The organism is Streptomyces cinerochromogenes (assembly GCF_014648635.1).
GTDB classification, from domain to species: domain Bacteria; phylum Actinomycetota; class Actinomycetes; order Streptomycetales; family Streptomycetaceae; genus Streptomyces; species Streptomyces cinerochromogenes.
On record NZ_BMRM01000025.1, the window covers coordinates 86,410 to 109,135 of the forward strand.

Genomic DNA, 22,726 nt, shown 5'->3' on the forward strand with positions numbered 1-22,726 from the left:
GACTCCTTCGGCTGTCAGTCGAACCAGCCCTGCGGTGCCGGCGCGGTGTTGCGCCAGACGTGCTTGGTCTCGCGGTACTCGGCGAGCCCCGCCGGTCCGAGTTCGCGCCCGGACCCGGACTGCTTGTAACCACCCCACTCGGCCTGCGGCACGTACGGGTGGTAGTCGTTGATCCAGACCGTGCCGACCCGCAGCGCTGCGGCGACCCGCGCGGCCCTGGCCTCGTCGCCGGTCCACACCGCGCCCGCGAGGCCGTAGACCGTGTCGTTGGCGAGCCGGACGGCCTCCTCCTCGGTGGTGAACCGCTCGACGGTCAGCACCGGCCCGAAGGACTCCTCCCGGACGACGGACATACCGCTCGCGCACTCGTCCAGGACGGTCGGCAGGTAGTAGAAACCCTCGTCGTGGGCGGGCCCTGAGGGCCGGGCGCCGCCGCAGCGCAGCACCGCGCCCTCCGCGAGCCCCCGCGCGACGTACGCCTCGACCTTGGCCCGGTGCGCCGCCGAGATCAGCGGCCCGGCCTGAGCCCGCTCGTCGAACGGCCCGCCGAGCCGGATCCGCCGGGCCCGCCGGACGACCTCGTCCACGAACCGGTCGTGCAGCGCGTCCTCGACCAGCAGCCGGGCCCCGGCCGAGCAGACCTGCCCGGAGTGCAGGAAGACGGCGGTCAGCGCCATGTCGACGGCCGCCTCGAAGCCGGCGTCCGCGAAGACGATGTTCGGGTTCTTGCCGCCCAGTTCCAGCGCGACCTTCTTCACCGTGCCGGCCGCCGCGGCCATCAGCCGGCGGCCGGTCTGCAGCCCGCCGGTGAAGGAGACCAGGTCGACGTCCGGGTGGTCGGCGAGCGGGGCGCCCGCCTCCGGCCCGGCACCCAGGACCAGGTTGGCCACGCCCGGCGGCAGTCCCGCCTCCGCCAGCAGCCGGACCAGGTGGATCGCGGTGTGCGGAGTCAGTTCGCTGGGCTTCAGGACGAAGGTGTTGCCGGCCGCGAGCGCCGGGGCGACCTTCCACGCGGTCTGCAGCAGCGGGTAGTTCCAGGGCGTGATCAGCGCGCAGACACCGACCGGCTCGTACACCACCCTGCTGTCGACGTCCGCCCGCCCGGTGTCGATCACCCGGCCGGTCTCGCCCGCGACCAGCCGTCCGAAGTAGCGGAAACAGCCGACGACGTCATCGACGTCGTACGCGCTCTCCACCAGCCGCTTGCCCGTGTCCAGGGACTCGGCGCGGGCCAGGGCGTCCTTGTCCCGGGCGAGGAGGCCGGCGACCCGGAGCAGCAGGTCACCGCGCTCGGCGGCCGGCGTGCCCGGCCAGGGGCCGGTGTCGAAGGCGCGCCGGGCCGCCGCGACGGCCTCCACGGTGTCCTTCCCGCCCGCCTCGTCCACGACCCCGACCAGGGAGCCGTCGGCGGGACAGCGGATCTCCCGGGTGCGCTCGTCCAGGGCGCCCCGCCACTCACCGCCGATGAACAGGTCAGGCACGGTCGCCCCCCAGTCGGTCCAGCAGCCAGTCGTGGAAGATGCCGATGTGGTGCTCGTTCGGCACCAGGACCCCGCCGCGGCGGTACGCGCGCGAGGACATCGCCGGCTGGGTGCGCTCGCACGCCTCGAAGTCCTGGACGTTGACGCGGTGGAACAGCTCCACCGACTTCGACACGTCCGCGCCCCGGGCCACCACCTCCGGGGCGTACAGCCAGTCGCACTCCACCACCGTGCGGTCCTCGGCGAGCGGGAACATGCGGTGCAGGATCACGTGGTCGGGGACAAGGTTGACGAACACGGTCGGTTTGACGGTGATGGCGTAGTAGCGGCGGTCCTGCTCGGCGGTCACCTCGGGGAGCCTGCCGAAGCCCGGGCTGCCGTCCACCGTGAAGCCCTCGATGTCCGCGCCGAACTCCGCGCCGTGGCCGACGTAGTACTGGGCCGCGTAGCCGTCCGCGAACTCCGGGAGCACCTCGGTGAGTTCGGGATGGATCGTCGCGCAGTGGTAGCACTCCATGAAGTTCTCGACGATCAGCTTCCAGTTGGCCCGCACGTCGTAGGTGACACGCCTGCCGAGCGCCAGCCGCTCGGTGCCGTAGTGCTCGATGGCGGCGGCGTCGCCCAGCCGTTCCACGGCCGCGTGCATCACCGTGTCCTCGAAGGAGGGCGGTTCGTCGGCGAGGCACACCCAGGCGTAGCCGAGCCACTCGCGCAGAGCCACCTTGATCAACCCGTACTCGACGCGGTCGATGTCGGGCATCTTGATCAAGTTGGGCGCTGCGATCAATGTGCCGTCAAGGTCGTACGTCCATGCGTGGTACGGGCACTGGAGGGTGCGCCGTACCTCGCCGGCCTGCTCGGTGCACAGTCGCGCTCCCCGGTGCCGGCACACGTTGAGGAAGGCGCGCAGTTCGCCGGCGCGGTTCCGGGTGATGACGACGCTCTCGCGGCCCACCTGCACCGTGCGGAAGGCACCCGGCTTGTCCAGATCGGCGCTGCGCACGGCGCAGAGCCACAGGGACTCGAAGATCCTCTCCTGCTCCCGCCGGAACACCTCCGGGTCGGTGTAGTAGTGGCCCGGAAGGGTCGCGATGAGACTCGGGGAGACCGGGGTCCGGGAGGTCGGGGTCGTCGTCACGGGCGGACTCCTCGGGCGGGCGCGGCGGCGGTGGGGGTGCCCCCGCTCGGGCGAAGTCGGGGGTGGGGGCGGGCGGGGTCGAACAGGCCGATCGGATGCGGGGTGGAGCCGGTCAGCGCAAGGTCGGCCAGGATCTCGCCGACGACCGGCACGAACTTGAACCCGTGCCCGGAGAAACCGCAGGCCACGGTCACCGAATCCGGGTGCGCGGGGTGCTGGGCGATCACGAAGTGCTCGTCCGGGGTGTTGGAGTACATGCAGGTGGCGGCCTTGAGGAAGGTGCCGGGCAGGTCCGGGACGCAGCGGGACATGTGGTCGGCCATGGCCCGGATCTCGTCCTCGTGCACCGTCCGGTCGATGGTCTCCGGAGTCGTCACCCGCCCCTTGCGGAAGAAGGCGACCTTGGCGCCCCTCTCCGGCCCGTCGATGGCCGGGAAACCGTAGACCTGGACGCCGGCCGCGTCCTCCCAGATGTAGACCGGATGGTTCTCCGGCCGGAAGGGCCCGGTGCCGCCCCTCGGCTGGAACCAGTACATGACCTGCCGCTCGACGGTGAACGGCACCCCCAGGTCGGCGAGCAGCCGCGGCGCCCAGGCACCGGGGCAGACCACCAGCCGGCCGGCCGTGTAGGTGTTCTCCGCCGTATGGACGCGCACCCCGTCCCGGTACGGCTCCCAGCGCAGCACCGGCTCCTCGAAGTGCAGGTCGGCACCCTGCCGGGTGGCCAGCTGGAGGTGCGCGGCGACCATGTTCTCGGGTCGGACCAAGCCCGCCTTCGCCTCGTACAGGGCGACCTCGTCGTCGTGGGGGTTGAGCGTCGGGAAGCGGCGGCGGATCTCCTTCGCGTCCAGCATCTCGTGCGGCAGGTCCCACTCGGTGGCCGAGCGCAGCGCGCCGGAGACGGTCCGCGACCGCGGCGGGCCCACCATCACCCCGCCCGACAGGATCGCGATGTCCCGCCCGGTGGCCCGTTCCAGGTCCTCGTACAGCTCGTAGGCGCGCAGCAGCAGCGGTACGTACGCCGGGTCCTCGAAGTACGACTGCCGGGTGACGCGTGAGCCGCCGTGGCTGGAGCCGCGGTCGTGGACCGGGCCGAACTTCTCCAGGCCGAGGACGCGGGCGCCGCGCGCGGACAGGTGGTGGGCGGCGGCGCTGCCCATGCCGCCGAGTCCGATGACGATGACGTCGTAAGACGGTGACACGGGCGCCTCCTAGCGGCGGATGCGGGTCATCTCCGGGTCGAACAGCGGCTCGTCGGCGACGGTCGCGGGCACCTTCTCGCCGAAGTACTCGACGTGCACGCCGGTACCGGTGGCGAGGCCGGCCGGCAGCCAGGCGTAGGCGACACAGCGGCCCAGCGTGTAGCCGTACGACGCGCTGGTCACGTAACCGGCCGGGGCGCCGTCGACGTACACGGGCTCCTTGCCGAGGACCACGGCGGCGGGATCGTCCAGGAGCAGCGGGGTGAGCCTGCGCGCGGGCTTCCCGGCCCGCTGGAGTGCCTCCTTGCCGACGAAGTCCTCCTTGTCCATGCGGACGGCGAAGCCGAGGCCCGCCTCGAAGGGGGTGTGCTCGTCGGTCATGTCGGTGCCCCAGGCCCGGTATCCCTTCTCCAGCCGCAGCGAGTTGAAGGCGGACCGGCCCGCGGCGACCACGCCCAGCTCCTGCCCGGCCTCCCACAGGGTGTCCCACAGCCTGAGGCCCAGGTCGGCCGTGGTGTACAGCTCCCAGCCCAGTTCGCCGACGTAGCTCAGGCGCATCGCCGTCACGGGCACGTGGCCGAGGTACGTCTGTTTGGCCCGGAAGTAGCCGAAGCCCTCATGGGAGAAGTCGTCGCTGGTCAGGGGCTGGACGAGGGCGCGGGCGAGGGGGCCCCAGACGCCGATGCAGCAGGTGCCGGAGGTGATGTCGCGGACCTGGACGCCCTCGGGTGCGTGACGGAGGAGCCGGTCGAGGTCGGCGGGGGAGTTGGCGCCGACCTGGAAGCGGTCGGGGGCCAGGCGGGCGACGGTGAGATCGGAGCGGATGCCTCCGGTCTCGTCCAGGAGCAGGGTGTAGGTGACCGCGCCGGGCTTCTTGCGGAGGTTGTTGCTGGTCATGCGGTCGAGGAAGGCGAGGGCGCCGGGGCCGGTCACCTCCAGGCGGCGCAACGGGGTCATGTCGTACAGGGCGACCCTCTCGCGGGTGGCCCTGGCCTCGGCGGCGGCGACGGGGGACCAGTAGCGGGCCGACCAGGCGTCGCGTTCGGGGAGGTCGCCGAGGGCGTCCACGAGCGGGGCGTTCGCCTCGTACCAGTGCGGGCGCTCCCAGCCGGTGCCCTCCAGGAAGAAGGCGCCGAGCTGCTGCTGGCGGGCGTGGAAGGGGCTCACGCGGAGGGGACGGGGCTGCTCCATCGGCTGGAGCGGGTGGAGAACGTCGTACACCTCCACGAACTGCTGTGAACCCTGTTCACGGACGTACGACGGTGAACGCTGCGCTTCCTCGAACCGCGTGACGTCGCACTCGTGCACGTCGACGGACGGCCGCCCGTGCACCATCCACTCGGCCACCGCCTTGGCGACACCGGCGGAGTGGGTCACCCAGACCGCCTCCGCCAGCCAGAAGCCCCGCAGCCGCCGTGTCTCCCCGAGCACCGGCATACCGTCCGGTGTGAAGGAGAAGACCCCGTTGAACCCGGTCTCGATCCCGGACGCGCGTAGCGCGGGCAGCAGCCGCCGGCAGTCCTCCCAGCTCGGCGCCCAGTCCTCGGCGGTGAAGGGGTACGAGGACGGCATCTCCATGTCCCGGGCGCGTGCCTCGTCGTACGCCGGTACCGCGAACGGGTCCACCGGCATCGGCCGGTGCGCGTACGAGCCGATCCCGATGCGGTCGGCGTGCTCGCGGAAGTACAGGTCGCGGTCCTGGAAGCGGAGGACGGGCCGCGTGGCCTCGGCCGTGGCACCGCTCAGCTCGGGCAGCGGCCCGGTCTTCGCGTACTGGTGCGCGAGGGGCTGCAGCGGTACGTCGACGCCCGCCATGCGGCCGATCACCGGACCCCAGAAACCGGCCGCCGAGACGACGTGGTCGGCGGGGAAGGCACCCCGGTCGGTGACGACCGCGGTGACCCGGCCGTCCCGCTGCTCGATGCCGGTGACCGTGTGCCGGTCGAGGAAGCGGGCGCCGCGCGCGGTGGCGCGGTCCATCTGGGCGCGGGCCGCGAGGAGCGCCCGGGCCAGCCCGTCGTCCGGGGTGTGGAAGCCGCCGAGGACCACCGACTCGTCCAGCAGGGGCCACAGTTCCTTGCACCGGGCCGTGCTCACGACCTCGCCGCGGACGCCCCAGGAGGCGGCGTAGCCGGCCCGGCGGTGCAGCTCCGCCAGGCGTTCGGGGGTCGTGGCCAGTTCGAGGCCGCCGACCTGGTGGAAGCAGGGGACACCGTCGACCTCGAGAGCGCGGAACTTCTCGACGGTGTACCGGGCGAACTCGGTGAGGGTCTTCGACGGGTTGGTCTGGAAGACGAGCCCGGGGGCGTGCGAGGTGGAGCCGCCCGGGGCGGGCAGAGGCCCCTGTTCCAGGACGGTGACGTCCGTCCAGCCGCGGGCGGTCAGCTCGTCGGCGAGACCGCAGCCGACGATGCCGGCGCCGACGATGACGACACGGGGTCCCTGGGACGGTTCTTCGGGTGTGCTGGACATGCCCCTCCTTGTGGTGGCGGGGATGGCGAGGTGGCGGGGGCGGGGATGGCGGGTGCGGGGGAGTCGCGCCGACGGGGAGGCGGGGGCGCTCGGGTGGTGGTGAGGCCGGGGGCGCTCGGGTGGTGGTGAGGCCGGGGCGTTCAGGCGGCGGGGACGTTCGGCCGCTCGGCGGCGATCGTCGTATCCGGACCGTGGCCGGTGTGGACGACGGTGATACCCGGCAGGGTCAGCAGTCGGGTGCGGAGGGAGGCCTCGATGGCCGGGCGGTCGGAGTAGGAGCGGCCGGTGGCGCCGGGTCCGCCGTGGAAGAGGGTGTCGCCGGTGAAGACGGCGTTCAGGAAGGGCGCGTGGAGAGAGCAGCTGCCCCAGGTGTGGCCCGGGGTGTGGATCACGTGCAGCTCGACGCCGGCCACCGTGAGGACGCCGCCGTCGGTCAGCTCGCCGTCCGGCGCGCGGCCCGGGTGGGTGAGCGACCACAGCTCGGTGTCGCCGGGGTGCAGCAGCACGGGGGCGCCGGTCAGGACGGAGAGCGCGGGCGCCGCGTCGATGTGGTCGTCGTGGGCGTGCGTGCAGACGATGGCGGTGACCCGGCGGCCGGCGGCGGCACGGTGGATCGCCTCGGCGTCGTGCGCGGCGTCGATCACCAGCACCTCCGCGTCGTCGCCGACCAGCCAGACGTTGTTGTCGACGTCGAACGTCTCACCGTCCAGGCCGAACGTGCCGGAGGTGACGACCCGCTCCACGCGTACGGCCCCGCGCACGCTCACAGGACCACCACCGAGCGCAGCACCTCACCTCGGCGCATCTTGGCGAACGCCTCCTCCACCCGGTCCAGGGCGATGGTCTCGGACACGAACGCGTTGAGGTCGAGCAGGCCGTAGAGGTACTGGTCGATGAGGAACGGGAAGTCCCGGCTCGGCAGGCAGTCGCCGTACCAGGAGGACTTGACGGCGCCGCCGCGCGAGAAGACGTCGATCAGCGGGAGTTCGACCTTCATCCCGGGTGCGGGGACGCCGACCTGGACCAGCAGACCCGCGTGGTCGCGCATGTAGAAGGCCTGCAGGAACGTCTCGGGGCGGCCGACCGCGTCGATCGCGATGTCCACGCCGTGACCGTCGGTCAGCTCCCGGACCGCCTCGACCGGGTCGGTGCCCCGGGAGTTGACGGTGTGCGTGGCGCCGAACTTCTCCGCCTGGTCCAGCTTCCTGTCGTCGATGTCGACGGCGATCACCTTCATGGCGCCGTTCAGACAGGCGCCCGCGATGGCCGCGTTGCCGACGCCGCCGCAGCCGATGACGGCGACCGAATCACCGCGGCCGACGTTGCCCGTGTTGACCGCCGCGCCGTAACCGGCCATCACCCCGCAGCCGATGAGACCGGCCGCCTCGGGCCGCGCCGCCGGGTCGATCTTCACCGCCTGACCGGCCGCGACCAGCGTCTTCTCGGCGAAGGCACCGATGCCGAGGGTGTTGGTGAGCGGTCACCGGGCCGGACCGACGTGGGTCCGGGAACCCGGCAGCATCCCTGACGCCTGCATCGAGCAGGTCCCGGACCGAGTGTCCCGGACCGAGAGGGGGGCCCGTGATTCCCGTCTGCCGCCTCGAAGACCTCCCCGAGGGTGAGTCCGTCCGCGTCGCGACCGCGCCGCCGATCGCCGTGTTCCGTACCGAGGACGGCGAGTTGTACGCCATCGACGACACCTGCACCCACCAGGACGCCTCCCTCTCCGAGGGCTGGCTGGAGGGCTGCCTGGTCGAGTGCCCCCTGCACGCGGCCTCCTTCGACCTGCGTACCGGCGAACCGACCTGTCTGCCGGCCCGGCGCCCCGTGCGCACGCACCGCGTCACCGTGGAGGACGGCGTCGTGCACGTCCACCTCGGCGCCGAGGAGGGCACGGCCGCATGACCCCCGCCGGGCATCGCCATCCTGCCCCCGCCGGCGCCTTGCACCGCCATCCCACCCACGCCGGGCACCGCCATCCCGCCCCCGTCGGCCTCAGCCACCCGCGCGGTGCGGCATCGGCCCGTCCCCGTCGCCCGGCGCCCGACACCACGGGCGTCACCGATGTCACCCGAGCCGCCGACGTCACTGGCCCCGCCGGGGTCGCCAAGGCCACCGGTGTCACCGCCGCACCCGACGCCAGGAGCCGTGCCGTATGAGGACCGTGACCATCGTCGGCGCCTCCCTCGCCGGGCTCTACGCCGCCCGGGAGCTACGCGCCCAGGGCTTCGACGGCCGACTGGTGATCGTCGGCGCGGAACCCCATCGCCCCTATGACCGGCCTCCTCTCTCCAAGGACTTCCTGACCGGCCGAACCGACGAGAGCCGACTGTCCCTCGCCGACGCCGACGAGACCGCCGCCCTGGACGCCGAGTGGCTGCTCGGCGTCCGCGCCCGCGGGCTCGACACCCGTGGCCGTACCGTCCTCCTCGGTGACGGCCGTACGGTGGCCACCGACGGCGTCGTCATCGCCACCGGCGCCGCCGCTCGCCGGCTGCCCGGCGACGGCCTGGCCGGCGTCCACACCCTGCGCACCCTGGACGACGCCCGCGCCCTGCGCGCCGAGCTCACCCGGGGACCGCGCCGGGTCGTCGTCATCGGCGGCGGTTTCATCGGTGCCGAGACCGCCTCCTCATGCGCCCGGCTCGGTCACGCGGTCACCGTGGTGGAAGCCGCACCGCTGCCGCTCCTGCCCCAGCTCGGCGCCCGGATGGCCACGGTGTGCGCCGCGCTGCACCGCCGCGGCGGTGTCGACCTCCTCACCGGCAGCGGCGTGGCCGCCCTCCGGGGGGCCACCACCGTCACCGGGGTCGACCTCGCCGACGGCCGCACGCTGCCCGCCGACGTGGTGATCGTCGGCATCGGCACCGTCCCCCACACCGCCTGGCTGGCCGGCTCGGCCCTCGCTCTGCACGACGGCGTGCTGTGCGACGACGGTGGTGTCACCGCCCTGCCCCAGGTCGTCGCGGTCGGCGACGTCGCCCGCGTCGGAGGCACCCGGGCCGAACACTGGACCTCCGCCACCGAGCAGCCCCGCGCCGCGGTGACCAACCTGCTCGCGGGCCACACCCGCGTCACCGCCCGCACGGTGCCGTACTTCTGGTCCGACCAGTACGACTCCCGGATCCAGTTCGCCGGCCGGTACCGCGAGGGCGATGCCGTCCACGTCACCGAGGGCGAGATCACCGACGGCGGCCTGCCCGGCCCGTCCGGGTTCCTCGCCCGCTATGAACGGGACGGCCGCACCGTCGCCGTACTCGGAGTGGACCGGCCCCGCGCGTTCATGCGGGCCCGGCGTGAACTCCGGCGGGCGGAAGGACAGCGGGACGACAGGCGGACAGCGGCGCCGACGGATGCGGTCGCGTAGTGGGTACGGGACCCGGGCCCGGCCGTAGGCAGTAAGGGCCCCGAGCCCCGGCCGACGGGATCAGGAGTGGGACAGCTGTCCGGCGCCGCCCCTGCGGCGTATCCGCCCCTGCTCCCGCAGGCTCGCCCGCTCCTCGCGCCGGCGGGCGCGCCGCTCCCGCCGCAGGGACCGAGCCGTGCTGCTCGGCTCGGAGACCACACCGTTCCGCTGGTTCCACACCTGGCGGGTCACCCACACGTCGACCACGGCCCAGGTGGCCGCCACTGTGCTCGCCACGCTGCTGATCACCATGGGGAACGCCAGCCAGGACCCCGCCAACGTGCACAGGAACGCCACCATCGCCTGGACCAGCGTCACCGCTATGACAAGGACCGCCCGCACCGCCGCCGTGCGCACCGGATCGGGCATCGGGTGCCGCCGTGCGGGCTCCTCCACCCACAACGTCCGATAGCCGTGCCCTCGTTCGCCGTGGACGGACTCTTCGGCGCGCGCTTGCGCCGGTATGCCGCGATCCGGCGCCCCTTGGCCCCGCCCCGCCTGCGAGCGCTCCGCCACGCTCTCCTCGGGCGCCCTGCGCCGCTCCGCCGTGCCCATCACCGTGTCACTCCCCACCGCCAGCAGACCGCTCGCCCCCGGCGTCCGAAAACCCCGACTCCCCAGTGGCTGCCCGGCTTGCGCTGCTTTACGCCGCCAGGGTGCGGGATACGGCTCCTGTGGCCCATTCCGCCCCCATCTCCCATAGAGAAGGACGAACGAGATCCCGCAAAGATTCCCAACCGGCGAAGAATTCCGGCCAACCACCTGTCCGTGAGCCCGCCGCCGGGCGGGGCACGGGTATGGGATCGCGGTGACAATCTCCCCCAATGCCCGGACAACTCGTCATCTCCCGCCCCGGTAGCGGAAGTTCACCCTCCGGACATGCCTTCGAGTTAACTGTGAGGCGGTAGTAGGCTCACGCCGTTTGTAGACGGACATGAGCACCCCCGGCCGGCGGGGGTCGAGCTGGGGGAGGCCATGCGCTTTCGCGGGAAGTCGATCCGCCGGAAGATCGTGGCGCTGCTTCTCGTGCCGCTGGTGTCCCTGACCGCCATCTGGGGCTTCGCCACGGTGCTCACAGGCCGCGAAGTCGCCCGGCTGTTCCGCGTGACCGACGTCGTCGAGCAGATCGGCTACCCCGCCGAGGACACCGTCCGCGTCCTGCAGCAGGAGCGTCGTCAGACCCTCGTCTACCTCGCCGACCCACGTGCCTCGGAAACGCTGTCGGGACTGCACCGCACCCGTGCCGCCACCGACCGGACGATCAGCACCCTCCGCAGGAACGCCAAGGACCACGACCTGAGGGACGACCTGGACACGGACGACGGCGAGCAGCTCACCGCCGTCCTGGACGCCCTCAACGGTCTCGACACGCTGCGCCGCGGCGTCGAGGACGGAACCGTCACCCGCGCCCAGGCGCTCAGGCTCTACAACCGCCTCGTGGACCCCTGCTACGCGCTCATCGCGTCCCTCGACGGCATCGACGACGTCGAGGTCGACAAGCAGGCCCGAGCCCTCGTGAACATCACCCGCGCCCGCGAGCTGCTCTCCCGCGAGGACGCCCTGCTCGGCTCCTCCCTGGTCGTCGGCCGGCTCACCCGCGACGAGACCCGTGAGATCTCCGACCTCGTCGCCCAGCGCACGCTCCTGTACGACATCAGCCTGCCGCTGCTGCCCGCCGCCGAGCGCGAACGCTACGAACGCTTCTGGAACAACGCCACCACGGCCCCGCTGCGCGTGGCCGAACGAGCCGTCATCGGCACGGACTCCGGCACCCCCCGCAGTGTCACGGCGAAGAGCTGGGACTCCGCCGCGGCAAGCGTCCTCGACGAACTGGGCACCCTGGACGACGGGGTGGGTGACCGCTTCCAGGACCGTACGCGCCCCGTCGCCGTGGAGGTCATCGCGGAGGCGGCCATCGCGGGCGTCCTCGGCCTGGTCGCGCTCCTGCTCTCCGTCTTCCTGTCCATCCGCGTCGGCCGCGCTCTCGTCCGCGACCTGCGCCAGCTGCGCCTGGAGGCGCACGAGGCGTCCGGTGTCCGGCTGCCCAGCGTGATGCGCCGGCTGTCCGCGGGTGAAGAGGTCGACGTCGAGACCGAGGTGCCCCGCCTGGAGTACGACAAGACCGAGATCGGCGAGGTCGGACAGGCTCTCAACACCCTGCAGCGCGCGGCGGTCGAGGCCGCCGTCAAACAGGCCGAACTGCGCGCCGGTGTATCCGAGGTCTTCGTCAATCTCGCCCGCCGCAGCCAGGTGCTGCTGCACAAGCAGCTGACGCTCCTCGACAGCATGGAGCGCCGCACCGAGGACACCGACGAACTCGCCGACCTGTTCCGCCTGGACCACCTCACCACCCGGATGCGCCGGCACGCCGAGGGCCTGGTGATCCTCTCCGGTGCCGCGCCCTCCCGCCAGTGGCGGCGGCCCGTGCAGCTCATGGACGTCGTCCGTGCCGCGGTCGCCGAGGTCGAGGACTACGAGCGCATCGAGGTCCGGCGCCTGCCGCGGGTCGCCGTCACCGGCCCCGCCGTCGCCGACCTCACCCACCTCGTGGCCGAACTGCTGGAGAACGCCACCGTCTTCTCACCCCCGCACACCGCCGTCCAGGTCGTCGGCGAGCGGGTCGCCAACGGCTTCACCCTGGAGATCCACGACCGGGGTCTCGGTATGACGGCCGAGGCTCTCCTGGACGCCAATCTGCGCCTCGCCGAGACTCCCGAGTTCGAACTCTCCGACACCGACCGGCTCGGCCTGTTCGTGGTCAGCCGCCTCGCCCAGCGCCAGAACGTCCGGGTCTCCCTCCAGCCGTCGCCGTACGGCGGCACCACGGCGGTGGTGTTCATCCCCGACGCACTGCTGAGCGACGACGTCCCGGACACCAACGGCATCGGCTTCCGGCTCGACCGGGACCGTCCCGCGAAGGGCACCGAGCAGGCGCTGGGCCGTGCCACCGGACGGTCCCCGGCGCCCCTGCAACTGCCCGGCCTGCCGACCTCCCTGCTGGACGGCCCGGTCGAGCTGGAGGCGCCCGTCGATCTCGACGCGCTGGACGACTTCCCCGGCGCCCTCCCGGACGAGGACAGCGAGCGCGGCGGCCTGTTCCGCCCCCGCCGGTCCCGCCCGGGTGGCGACGAGCAGCAGGACGCCCCGGAGGCCGACCGGCCCTCCCGTGACGAGACCGGCGAACACGGGGCCATACCCCTGCCCCGGCGGCAGACCCCCAAGCTCGTCAGCTCGCACGGCAAGCCCGTCAGCGACCAGCGGCCCCGCCGCGGTGAACCGGACCCCGGGCCCTCCGCCGGTCCGCGCCGCTCCGACGCGGGCGGACTGGCCCCGCTGCCCGCCCGCCGCCGCGGTACCGCCTCCCGGCGCCCCGCCGGACCCACCGACCGGACGGAGGACCGCTCCGCCACCCCGGCCGAGGGCGCGGGCACGACGTCCGAGGCCCCGGCACTGCCCCGGCGCACCCGGCCCGGGACACCCGGCACCGGCGGCCCGGCGGACACTCCACCGCCCCGCGGCGGCACGACCGCACCCGCCGGCGACGCACGCCCCGACCCGGGCGCCGAACCGGGCATCGGAGCGCTGCCCCGGCGTGTACGCCAGGCCAGCCTGGCCCCCCAGCTCAAGCAGGACACCGAACGGCGCGCCGAGAGCGCGGCGCCGGCCGCCGACCGCGACGCCGACGAGGTCCGCAGCCGGATGGCCTCGCTCCAGCGGGGCTGGCAGCGCGGCCGGGAGGAGAACGCCGCGGGCGACGGGGCCCGGAACGGCACAGCACGAGGAACGACTAAGGGGGACGGTCGATGACCGCACCGAAGGCGACCGGCCACACGGCGACCGGCAAGGGGGAGCTGAACTGGCTCCTGGACGACCTGGTCGACCGGGTCGCCAGCATCCGCAAGGCCGTCATTCTGTCCGGCGACGGACTGCCGACGGGGGTTTCCAAGGACCTGACCAGGGAGGACAGCGAGCATCTGGCCGCCGTGGCGTCCGGCTTCCACAGCCTCGCCAAGGGCGTGGGCCGACACTTCGACGCGGGCAGCGTCCGGCAGACGGTGGTCGAGCTGGACGACGCCTTCCTCTTCGTCACCGCCGCCGGGGACGGCAGCTGCCTCGCCGTCCTCTCGGACGCGGAATCGGACATCGGACAGGTGGCCTACGAGATGACGCTCCTGGTCAAGCGGGTCGGCGTGCATCTGGGCACCGCCCCGCGCACCGATCTGCCCGCAGACGGGTAGTGGGATGGCATGAGCGCAGACGGTCAGGGAAGAAGTCACTGGTTCGACGACGAGGCCGGGCCGGTCGTCCGTCCGTACGCCATGACGCGCGGCCGCACCACGAGTGCGGCCCAGCACCGCCTCGACCTGATCGCGGTGGTGGTCGCGGAACCCGGGACCGGCGACCCGGAATCGGACCCGACGCTGTCCCCCGAACACGTGGAGATCGTCGGACTCTGCAGGGACACACCGCAGTCCGTCGCCGAACTCGCCGCGGAACTCGATCTGCCCATCGGTGTCGTCCGTGTTCTCATCGGCGACCTGGTGCACGCGGAACTCGTCCATGTGAACCGCCCGGTCCCCCCGGCCGAGCTGCCGGACGAGAGTATTCTGCGCGACGTGATCAACGGCCTCCGGGCGCTGTGACCGGCGCGGAAGCGGGGTAGCGACGTGACTGGCTGGCAGTTCTGGGTCGACCGGGGCGGCACCTTCACCGACATCGTCGCGCGCCGCCCGGACGGCCGCCTGCTCACGCACAAACTGCTGTCCGACAACCCGGCCCGGTACGCCGACGCGGCCGTGGCCGGCGTGCGGGCGCTCCTCGGCGATTCCCCGGAGCCCGTCGAAGCCGTCCGCATGGGCACCACGGTCGCCACCAACGCCCTGCTGGAACGCAAGGGCGAACGCACCCTCCTCGTCGTCACCCGGGGCTTCCGCGACGCCCTGCGCATCGCCTACCAGAACCGCCCCCGCATCTTCTCCCGCCGCATCGAGCTGCCCGAGCTGCTGCACGAACGGGTCCTGGAGGTGGACGAGCGCGTCGCCGCCGACGGCACCGTCCTGCGCGCCCCCGACCTGGACGCCCTGGCCGGCCCGCTCCGGGAGGCGTACGACGACGGGATCCGCGCGATCGCCGTCGTCTGCCTGCACAGCCACCTCCACCCCGGCCACGAACGCGCCGTCGGCGAGCTCGCCGCCCGCACCGGCTTCCCGCAGATCTCGCTGTCCAGCGAGGTCAGTCCGCTGATGAAGCTCGTCCCGCGCGGGGACACCGCCGTCGTGGACGCCTACCTCTCGCCCGTGCTGCGCCGCTACGTGCGGCACATCGCCGACGAACTGCAAGGCGTACGGCTGATGTTCATGCAGTCCAACGGCGGGCTGACGGAGGCCGGACAGTTCCGCGGCAAGGACGCCGTCCTCTCCGGGCCGGCCGGCGGCATCGTCGGCATGGCCCGTATGTCGCAGCGGGCCGGCTTCGACCGCGTCATCGGCTTCGACATGGGCGGCACCTCCACCGACGTCTCCCACTTCGCCGGCGAGTACGAGCGGGTCTTCACCACACAGATCGCGGGCGTCCGGCTGCGCGCCCCCATGCTCGACATCCACACCGTCGCCGCGGGCGGCGGCTCCGTCCTGCACTTCGACGGCTCCCGCTACCGGGTCGGCCCCGACTCGGCCGGCGCCGACCCCGGCCCCGCCTGCTACCGTGCCGGCGGCCCGCTCACCGTCACCGACGCCAACGTGATGCTCGGCCGCATCCAGCCCGCCCACTTCCCCGCCGTGTTCGGGCCCGACGGCGACCAGCCACTGGACGCCGCCCTCGTGCGTGACCGGTTCACCGCCCTCGCGCGCCGGATCCACGACCGCACCGGCGACGAACGCACCCCGGAGCAGGTGGCCGAGGGCTACCTGCAGATCGCCGTCGCCAACATCGCCAACGCCGTGAAGCGGATCTCCGTCCAGAAGGGGCACGACGTCACCCGCTACGCCCTGACCACCTTCGGCGGCGCGGGCGGCCAGCACGCGTGCCGGGTCGCCGAGTCGCTCGGGATCCGCACCGTCCTCGTACCCCCCATGGCCGGTCTGCTCTCCGCACTCGGTATCGGCCTCGCCGACACCACGGCCATGCGCGAACAGTCCGTGGAAACGCATCTGCAACCCGCCGCCATGCCCGGGATCCGCAAGACGGCCGACGACCTGGAGGCCGCCGCACGCGCCGAACTCGTCGCCGAGGACGTCCCGGAGGACCGCATCCAGGTCACCCGCCGTGCCCAGCTCCGCTACGACGGCACGGACACCACCCTCACCGTCGAGCTGGCGGAGCCCGACGTGATGAGGCACGCCTTCGAGGAACGTCATCGCGCCACGTACTCCTTCACCCTCGACCGCCCGGTCGTCGTGGAAGCCCTCTCCGTCGAAGCCACCGGCCTCACCGCACCCCCCGATCTCTCCGCCCTCGCCCCGTACGAGGGCCGCTCCCGAGCGCCCGGCACCGTCCGTCTCCACACCGGCGGCGCCTGGCGCGACGTACCCCTCCACCGCCGGGAGGCTCTTCCCCCCGGCGAGACCGTCACCGGGCCCGCGATCATCACGGAAGCCGGCGCCACGACCGTCGTGGACGACGGCTGGCGGGCCGCCGCGACCGATGACGGGCATCTGCTCATGGAACGCACGGCGATCACACAGAGTTCCGACATCGACACGGAAACCGATCCGGTTCTCCTTGAGGTCTTCAACAACCTCTTCATGTCGATCGCCGAACAGATGGGGGCGCGACTGGAGTCCACGGCCCAGTCCGTCAACATCAAAGAGCGGTTGGACTTCTCCTGCGCCCTGTTCGACCCGGACGGGAACCTGGTGGCCAACGCCCCCCACATCCCCGTTCACCTGGGCTCCATGGGCACCAGCGTCAAAGAGGTCATCCGTCGCCGCGGCTCCGCCATGCGCCCCGGCGACACCTACGCCGTCAACGACCCCTACCACGGCGGCACGCATCTGCCGGACGTCACCGTGATCACCCCCGTCTTCGACACCGACCGGGGCACGGACACGCAGAGTGAGCCACGGATCCTCTTCCACGTCGCCTCACGCGGCCACCACGCGGAGATCGGCGGTGTCGCGCCGGGCTCCATGCCGGCCCACAGCCGCACCATCGAGGAGGAGGGCGTCCTCTTCGACAACTGGCTCCTCACCGAGAACGGCCGCTTCCGCGAGGAGGAGACCCGCCGCCTGCTCACCGAGGCGCCGTACCCGTCCCGCAACCCGCGCACCAACCTGGCCGACCTGCGCGCCCAGATCGCCGCCAACCAGAAGGGGGTCGACGAAGTCCGCCGCATGATCGGCGAGTTCGGCCTCGACGTCGTCCAGGCCTACATGCGGCACGTCCAGGACAACGCAGAGGAGGCAGTGCGCCGCGTCATCGAGGCCCTGGACGACGGCGAGTACGCCTACGAGACCGACTCCGGTGCCGTCATCCGGGTCCGGGTCCGCGTCGACCGCACCGAGCGCCGGGCGACCATCGACTTCACCGGCACCTCCGCACAGCTCGCCACCAACTTCAACGCGCCCGCCGCGGTCGTCGACGCGGCCGTCCTGTACGTCTTCCGCACCCTGGTCGCCGACGACATCCCGCTCAACGACGGGTGTCTGCGCCCTCTGGACATCATCGTGCCGCCCGGCTCCCTGCTCGCTCCCGAACCACCCGCCGCCGTCGTGGCGGGCAACGTGGAGACCTCGCAGGCCATCACCGGCGCCCTCTACGCCGCGCTCGGCGTCCAGGCCGAGGGCTCCGGCACGATGAACAACGTCACCTTCGGCAACGACCGGCACCAGTACTACGAAACCGTCGCCTCCGGATCCGGCGCCGGAGACGGTTTCCCCGGCGCCGACGTGGTGCAGACCCACATGACCAACTCCCGGCTCACCGACCCGGAGATCCTGGAGTGGCGGTTGCCGGTCCGCCTGGAGGAGTTCGCCGTCCGCCGCGGCAGCGGCGGCGCCGGACGGTGGCGCGGCGGCGACGGTGCCGTCCGCCGCATCCGGTTCCTCGAGCGGATGACCGTCTCCACGCTCTCCCAGCACCGCCGTGTGCCCCCGTACGGCATGGCCGGCGGCGCCCCCGGCGCGCTCGGCGCCAACCGGGTGGAGCGAGCCGACGGCACGGTCACCGACCTCGGCGGGAGCGGCTCGGCCGACGTCGGTCCCGGCGACGTACTCGTCATCGAAACCCCTGGTGGCGGCGGCTACGGCCGACCGTCGCCCGACCCCCGTCAAGCAGGAGAAGAAACCGATGATCTTCGGGCGTTCTGAGCGCGGCAAGCCCCCGGTCGAGCCCGTCACGCTCAAGATCCTTGTGGCCGGCGGTTTCGGCGTGGGCAAGACGACCCTCGTCGGCGCGGTCAGCGAGATCAGGCCGCTGCGCACCGAGGAACTGCTCACCGAGGCCGGGCGGCCCGTCGACGACACCAGCGGTGTGGAGGGCAAGCACACCACCACCGTGGCCATGGACTTCGGCCGCATCACCGTGCGCGAGGACCTGGTGCTCTACCTCTTCGGGACGCCCGGGCAGGAGCGGTTCTGGTTCATGTGGGACGAACTGTCCGAGGGCGCGCTCGGTGCCGTCGTCCTCGCCGACACGCGGCGTCTGGAGGACTGCTTCGCCGCTGTCGACTACTTCGAGCGGCGTTCCATACCCTTCCTCGTCGCCGTCAACTGTTTCGAGGGAGCGGCCCGGTACCCCGCCGAGTCCGTCCGCCAGGCGCTCGACCTGGACGACGACGTGCCCGTCCTGCTGTGCGACGCGCGCGACCGGGAGTCGGTCAAGGAGGTGCTCATCGGACTCGTCCGGCACGCGATGCAGTACGCGGCCGACCATCGCCAGGCCGTGCCCGGCTGACCGGCAGGCACGGCCCGTACCCCCGCCGACCGGGGTACGGGCCGTGGTCCTGTGCGGAGCGCCCACGCGCGCGTGCGCGGATTTCTACGAGCACGCCGAAACCCCGGCCGAACGCGATCACGGGCCGGCCCGAGCCCCGCGCCCTGGGGTGTCCGAAGGGGACGGCGGCGCAGACGCCCGCGCCGGACGGGATCAGAACCGAGGTGCCGACGACCTCCCCGACGAAAACGTCTCCGTGGCTCATGGCGGCTCCTTGGCGTCGGTGGGGGGCGATCGGCCCCGGCCTGTCGTGCGGGACGGTCCCCTCGGCGACTCCGGCCGGAGGCGGTGAGGACCCCGCGGCCCGCCCGGCGTCCGTGCGAGCGTGCCGTGTCGCAGCCGGACCGCCCTGGAAGACCGGCCCGTGGAGCAGGACCGACCCGTGCCGAAGTGCCTGATAGCGCCGAGAATGTACGGCGATGTCGGCCGACACCGGGAAGTGTTCACCGGCATCCCGGGGGCGTCAAGGATGCCGGCGGCGACGGTGACACCCGCCTTCTCGCGGGCTCCGGCGGCGCCGGTCCGCGGCAACGGGCGTAGCCGGACCGGCCGTTTCACCAGCCCGGCTCGGCGGCCGCGTATCCGGCCGGCGCCGGGGCCGGCCCCGGGCCGCCGCGCCGGACCTCGTGGCCGGGGAGCCCGGCGCGCCCGAGCACCCAGCTCGCGCCGTTCAGAGCCTTGGCGGCCTTCTTCAGCGGGGCGAGATGGGCGGCGGCCTGGTGATGGTCACCGACGCTGCCCGGGCCGCAGACGACGGTCGCCAGGGAGAGGGTGACCGGGCGTCCGCCCGCCGCCCAGGGAGCGTCCAGCACGGCCGCCACCAGCGGATCGAGCGCCTCCTCCTCGGCCAGCACCAGGAAGTCGTCCCCGCCGATGTGCCCCACGCGCGCGTGCCCCGCGACGGCCTGCTGGAGCGCGCGGCCCACCGCGCGGATCAGCTCGTCGCCCGCGGCGAACCCGGCCCCGTCGTTGACCTGCTTGAAGTGGTCGATGTCCAGCCAGCTGAGCGCGAACGCCCGCCCGTCGGAGATCCGCCGGTCCACCTCGCTCACGATCGCATCCGAACCGGGCAGCCGGGTCAGCGGGTTGAGCCCGGCGGCCTCCTCGACCCGGTTCTCGGCCAGAGCCCGCACCAGATCCGCCAGCCGTACCACCCCCACGCACCTGCCCCGTGCGTCGACCACCGCCACGTCGTCGGAGGTCCGGTCCCGGCCGCCGACCGCCACCACGTCCAGCACCTCCCACGCCGTCGCGTCGACGCCGACCGTGCGGGGCGCGTCACCCAGCTTGAAGGCGGGCCGGTCGGCGTACAGGGCGTGTCCGTAGCGGCCGGACATCGACAGCAGGAAGCGCGAACGGTGCACCGAGCGGACGGGCCGCCCGGCCGGGTCCACCAGCAGCACCCCCGAGACGTCCGGAGAACCGGTCAGCAGCGCCCGCACCTGCCCCGCCGAGACCGTCAGCGGCAGTAGGGCGGCGGGCCGCACGAACTCCCGCACCGACGGCCCGGAGCGGGGCGCGGCCACGGCACCGGGAGTCAGCGGCGGAACGTATACGTCCGCTGCGGGAATCCGGGCCGGCGGCGCGAACAGCTCACCCTGGGCCAACTGGGCGCCGGCCGACAGGGCAGCCGCGCACTGGAGCTCGGTCTCCACGCCCTCCACCGCCACCAGAGCGCCCAGTTCCTCGCACAGCGTCCGCATCGCCCGGACGGCGGCCGGCCGGGCCAGCAGGGGGGCGTCGAGCTTGACCAGGTCGGGGGAGAGGTCGGTGAGCAGCCTGAGGGGTACGTCGCCGTCGCCGATGCCGTCCGCGCTGATCCGGAACCCCTGTTCGCGCAGCGCGGCCACCGCCTCCAGCAGGGCCCGCTGCGGCACGTGCGTGTAGGGCGGGACGATGTCGAGCGTCACCTCCCAGGTCATGCGTCCCGCCGCGCGCACGGCGTCGCGCAGCGGTGTGAGGCCGCCGAGGTCGGCGAGCGTGGCCGCGAACACGTTCAGGTGCAGCGGCAGCAGCGTCTCTTTGCGGGCCGCCGCGCGGAGCGCCAGCACGGTCAGCCTGCCGTCCAGTTCGGGATTCCGGCGGGCCTCGGCCAGGACATCGCCGGTCTCCGGGCGGGCGAGTATCTCCAGTGCGGCGACCGCGCCCGTCCTCAGGTTCACCACCGGCTGGAAGGCGAAGCGGAGATTATCCGTCCAGGAGTGCACGGGAGCATGATGGCGCTGCCCGCGGACGCCCAAGCGCAGTTCATGAGACGTTCACGCAGGATTCCGGGCCGATCACACAGCGTGGAAGCGCCCCATCGCCCCGCGGGGCGCATAAGGCGCAGGCCCGGCCCCGCTCACCGTACGGCGACCACCGACGAGCCATGCCCGAACAATCCCTGGTTGGCGGTGATGCCCACGCGTGCCCCGGCGACCTGGCGGTCCCCCGCCGCGCCTCTCAACTGCCAGGTCAGCTCGCACACCTGGGCGATGGCCTGCGCCGGCACCGCCTCACCGAAGGAGGCCAGCCCGCCGCTGGTGTTCACGGGTATCCGGCCGCCCGGGGCGGTCACGCCCTCCCGGAGGAGTTTCGCACCCTCGCCCTCGCCGCAGAGCCCCAGGTCCTCGTACCACTGCAGCTCCAGCGCGGTGGACAGGTCGTACACCTCGGCCAGGGACAGGTCCTCGGGGCCGATGCCCGCCTCCTCGTACGCGGCCCGGGCGATGGACGCGCGGAAGGTCTCCGCCGCGGGCGCCACCGCGACCGCGGAGTCCGTGGCGATGTCCGGCAGGTCCAGCACCGTGTTCGGGAAGCGGGGCGTCACCGTCGACACCGCCCGGATCCGCACCGGCCGGACGGCACCGTGCCGGTGTGCGAAGTCCAGGCTGGACAGCACCAGGGCGGCCCCGCCGTCGGACGTGGCGCAGATGTCCAGCAGCCGCAGCGGATCCGCGACCACCGCGGAGGCGGCCACCTCCTCGGCGGTGACCCGTCTGCGGTACCGGGCGTACGGATTGAGCGCTCCGAGCGCGGCGTTCTTCACCTTGACCAGCGCGAAGTCCTCCGGGGTGTCCCCGTGCACCGCCATCCGCCGCCGCGCGTACAGCCCGAAGTACGCCGGATTCGTCGCGCCCAGCAGACGGAAGCGCAGCCAGTCCGGATCGTCGGGGCGGTCCCCGCCGGCGGGCCGGAAGAATCCCTTCGGCGCGGCGTCCGCGCCCACCACGAGGACGACGTCCGCGAGACCGGCGAGGATCTGGGCCCGCGCGGCGGCGATGGCCTGGGCCCCGGACGCGCACGCCGCGTACACACTGGTCACCCTGGCTCCCTGCCAGCCCAGGGCCTTGGCGAAGGTGGCCCCCGCGACATGCCCTGGATAGCCGCCGCGCACCGTGTCCGCGCCCACGACGGATCCGACGTCCCGCCAGTCGAGAGCGGCGTCCGTGAGCGCCGCGCGGGCCGCCGCCGTCCCGTACTCCACGAAGCCCCGGCCCCACTTGCCCCAGGGGTGCATACCCGCACCGAGGACCGCCACGTCGTCCGTCATGCCGCCACCCCCGTCGGCCGCCAGTGCCAGATCGTCCAGGTCGTCTCCGCGTCCCGGTGGAGCACACCGGGGACGACCTCCACCTCCATGCCCACCGTCAGTCCGGCGACGGTGACCCCGGGAGCCGCCTGCCCCAGGACCACGATCCGCTCGGCGTCCAGCTCCACCGCGATCAACGCGTACGGCTCCCACGGAAGTTCCGGATTGCTCACATAGGGTGACGGCGGGCGGTACCGGCTGTCGGTGTACGACCAGATCCGCCCCTTCTGTGACAGTGGGATCTCCTCCAGGGGGCCGCCCGCGCAGTGCGGGTTGCGGCAGTGGACGTCCTCGCGCGGGAAGAAGACCGAGGCGCAGGCCGTGCAGCGGGTGCCCAGGAGCCGGAAGCCGTCACCCTCACCGGTGAACCAGCCGGCGACCGCGGGCTTGCGTGTGTGCGGCAAAGGTCCTCCCTGTGTCCCTGTGATCCGATCTGACGAGGCGTCAGGAGTGTGCCACGGGCAACCGGAAATAGGGAGGCCGTTTCTGTGAACCGAACGGCACCCCACGGCGTCGTGGTACACG

General features: G+C 72.9%; 16 protein-coding genes and 2 pseudogenes. 7 read left to right on the forward strand and 11 right to left on the reverse strand.

Annotation, left to right across the window (positions count from 1 at the left end):
• Window positions 1-14: 14 nt before the first annotated feature.
• The 6 genes and pseudogenes from IEZ20_RS35310 to IEZ20_RS35335 all read right to left on the reverse strand — a co-directional run.
• Window positions 15-1,481 carry an aldehyde dehydrogenase family protein gene (locus IEZ20_RS35310; protein WP_189306401.1) on the reverse strand — a complete coding sequence of 489 codons (1,467 nt, stop codon included), beginning with the start codon at window positions 1,479-1,481 and terminating at the stop codon, window positions 15-17.
• Window positions 1,474-2,619 (reverse strand): aromatic ring-hydroxylating oxygenase subunit alpha, encoded by a 1,146-nt coding sequence (locus tag IEZ20_RS35315; RefSeq protein ID WP_189306403.1) that lies wholly within the window; start codon window positions 2,617-2,619, stop codon window positions 1,474-1,476. The genes IEZ20_RS35310 and IEZ20_RS35315 overlap by 8 nt, the downstream gene beginning before the upstream one ends.
• Window positions 2,616-3,821: an N-methyl-L-tryptophan oxidase gene (gene solA, locus IEZ20_RS35320; protein ID WP_189306405.1), complete on the reverse strand. Its 1,206-nt coding sequence runs from the start codon at window positions 3,819-3,821 to the stop codon at window positions 2,616-2,618. Before solA ends, IEZ20_RS35315 begins: the two co-directional genes overlap by 4 nt.
• A 9-nt stretch (window positions 3,822-3,830) precedes the next feature.
• On the reverse strand, window positions 3,831-6,293 hold the full coding sequence (locus IEZ20_RS35325; RefSeq protein ID WP_189306408.1) for a GcvT family protein: 2,463 nt from the start codon (window positions 6,291-6,293) through the stop codon (window positions 3,831-3,833).
• 140 nt (window positions 6,294-6,433) lie between these two features.
• Window positions 6,434-7,060 (reverse strand): MBL fold metallo-hydrolase, encoded by a 627-nt coding sequence (locus tag IEZ20_RS35330; protein WP_189306410.1) that lies wholly within the window; start codon window positions 7,058-7,060, stop codon window positions 6,434-6,436.
• Window positions 7,057-7,773, reverse strand: a pseudogene (locus IEZ20_RS35335) (zinc-binding dehydrogenase); the annotation flags it as partial. The pseudogene IEZ20_RS35335 and the gene IEZ20_RS35330, both read right to left, overlap by 4 nt.
• A 101-nt stretch (window positions 7,774-7,874) precedes the next feature.
• Here IEZ20_RS35335 and IEZ20_RS35340 point away from each other — a divergent pair.
• Both IEZ20_RS35340 and IEZ20_RS35345 read left to right on the forward strand, forming a co-directional pair.
• Entirely contained in the window at window positions 7,875-8,198 is a 324-nt protein-coding gene (locus IEZ20_RS35340; protein WP_189306412.1) for a bifunctional 3-phenylpropionate/cinnamic acid dioxygenase ferredoxin subunit, read from the forward strand.
• Between the two features lie 250 nt (window positions 8,199-8,448).
• The gene (locus IEZ20_RS35345; RefSeq protein ID WP_189306414.1) at window positions 8,449-9,660 is read left to right on the forward strand and encodes an NAD(P)/FAD-dependent oxidoreductase; all 1,212 of its coding nucleotides are present in this window, start codon (window positions 8,449-8,451) and stop codon (window positions 9,658-9,660) included.
• A gap of 60 nt (window positions 9,661-9,720) precedes the next feature.
• Here IEZ20_RS35345 and IEZ20_RS35350 read toward each other — a convergent pair whose 3' ends face one another.
• On the reverse strand, window positions 9,721-10,254 hold the full coding sequence (locus IEZ20_RS35350) for a hypothetical protein (protein WP_189306415.1): 534 nt from the start codon (window positions 10,252-10,254) through the stop codon (window positions 9,721-9,723).
• Between the two features lie 420 nt (window positions 10,255-10,674).
• Between IEZ20_RS35350 and IEZ20_RS35355 the strand changes: the two genes are divergently transcribed.
• The 5 genes from IEZ20_RS35355 to IEZ20_RS35375 are packed head-to-tail and all read left to right on the forward strand — an operon-like array spanning window position 10,675 to window position 18,591.
• A complete protein-coding gene (locus tag IEZ20_RS35355) occupies window positions 10,675-13,506 on the forward strand; it encodes a nitrate- and nitrite sensing domain-containing protein (RefSeq protein WP_189306417.1) in 2,832 nt (943 codons plus the stop codon).
• A complete protein-coding gene (locus IEZ20_RS35360) occupies window positions 13,503-13,937 on the forward strand; it encodes a roadblock/LC7 domain-containing protein (RefSeq protein WP_189306419.1) in 435 nt (144 codons plus the stop codon). The genes IEZ20_RS35355 and IEZ20_RS35360 overlap by 4 nt, the downstream gene beginning before the upstream one ends.
• A gap of 9 nt (window positions 13,938-13,946) precedes the next feature.
• The gene (locus tag IEZ20_RS35365) at window positions 13,947-14,342 is read left to right on the forward strand and encodes a DUF742 domain-containing protein (protein WP_189306421.1); all 396 of its coding nucleotides are present in this window, start codon (window positions 13,947-13,949) and stop codon (window positions 14,340-14,342) included.
• Window positions 14,343-14,366: 24 nt separating this feature from the next.
• A complete protein-coding gene (locus IEZ20_RS35370; RefSeq protein ID WP_189306423.1) occupies window positions 14,367-18,005 on the forward strand; it encodes a hydantoinase B/oxoprolinase family protein in 3,639 nt (1,212 codons plus the stop codon).
• Window positions 17,986-18,591, forward strand: a complete 606-nt coding sequence (locus IEZ20_RS35375) for a GTP-binding protein (RefSeq protein ID WP_189306425.1) — start codon at window positions 17,986-17,988, stop codon at window positions 18,589-18,591. Before IEZ20_RS35370 ends, IEZ20_RS35375 begins: the two co-directional genes overlap by 20 nt.
• Window positions 18,592-18,679: 88 nt before the next feature.
• On the opposite strand, the pseudogene IEZ20_RS40165 reads toward IEZ20_RS35375, so the two are convergent.
• The 4 genes and pseudogenes from IEZ20_RS40165 to IEZ20_RS35390 form a co-directional block, all read right to left on the reverse strand.
• Window positions 18,680-18,835, reverse strand: a pseudogene (locus IEZ20_RS40165) (aquaporin family protein); the annotation flags it as partial.
• A gap of 349 nt (window positions 18,836-19,184) precedes the next feature.
• Window positions 19,185-20,837 (reverse strand): GGDEF domain-containing protein, encoded by a 1,653-nt coding sequence (locus IEZ20_RS35380; protein ID WP_189306427.1) that lies wholly within the window; start codon window positions 20,835-20,837, stop codon window positions 19,185-19,187.
• A gap of 134 nt (window positions 20,838-20,971) precedes the next feature.
• On the reverse strand, window positions 20,972-22,162 hold the full coding sequence (locus IEZ20_RS35385; RefSeq protein WP_189306429.1) for a lipid-transfer protein: 1,191 nt from the start codon (window positions 22,160-22,162) through the stop codon (window positions 20,972-20,974).
• Complete coding sequence (locus IEZ20_RS35390; RefSeq protein WP_189306431.1) at window positions 22,159-22,605, reverse strand: Zn-ribbon domain-containing OB-fold protein; 447 nt, start codon at window positions 22,603-22,605, stop codon at window positions 22,159-22,161. The genes IEZ20_RS35385 and IEZ20_RS35390 overlap by 4 nt, the downstream gene beginning before the upstream one ends.
• Window positions 22,606-22,726: the final 121 nt, after the last annotated feature.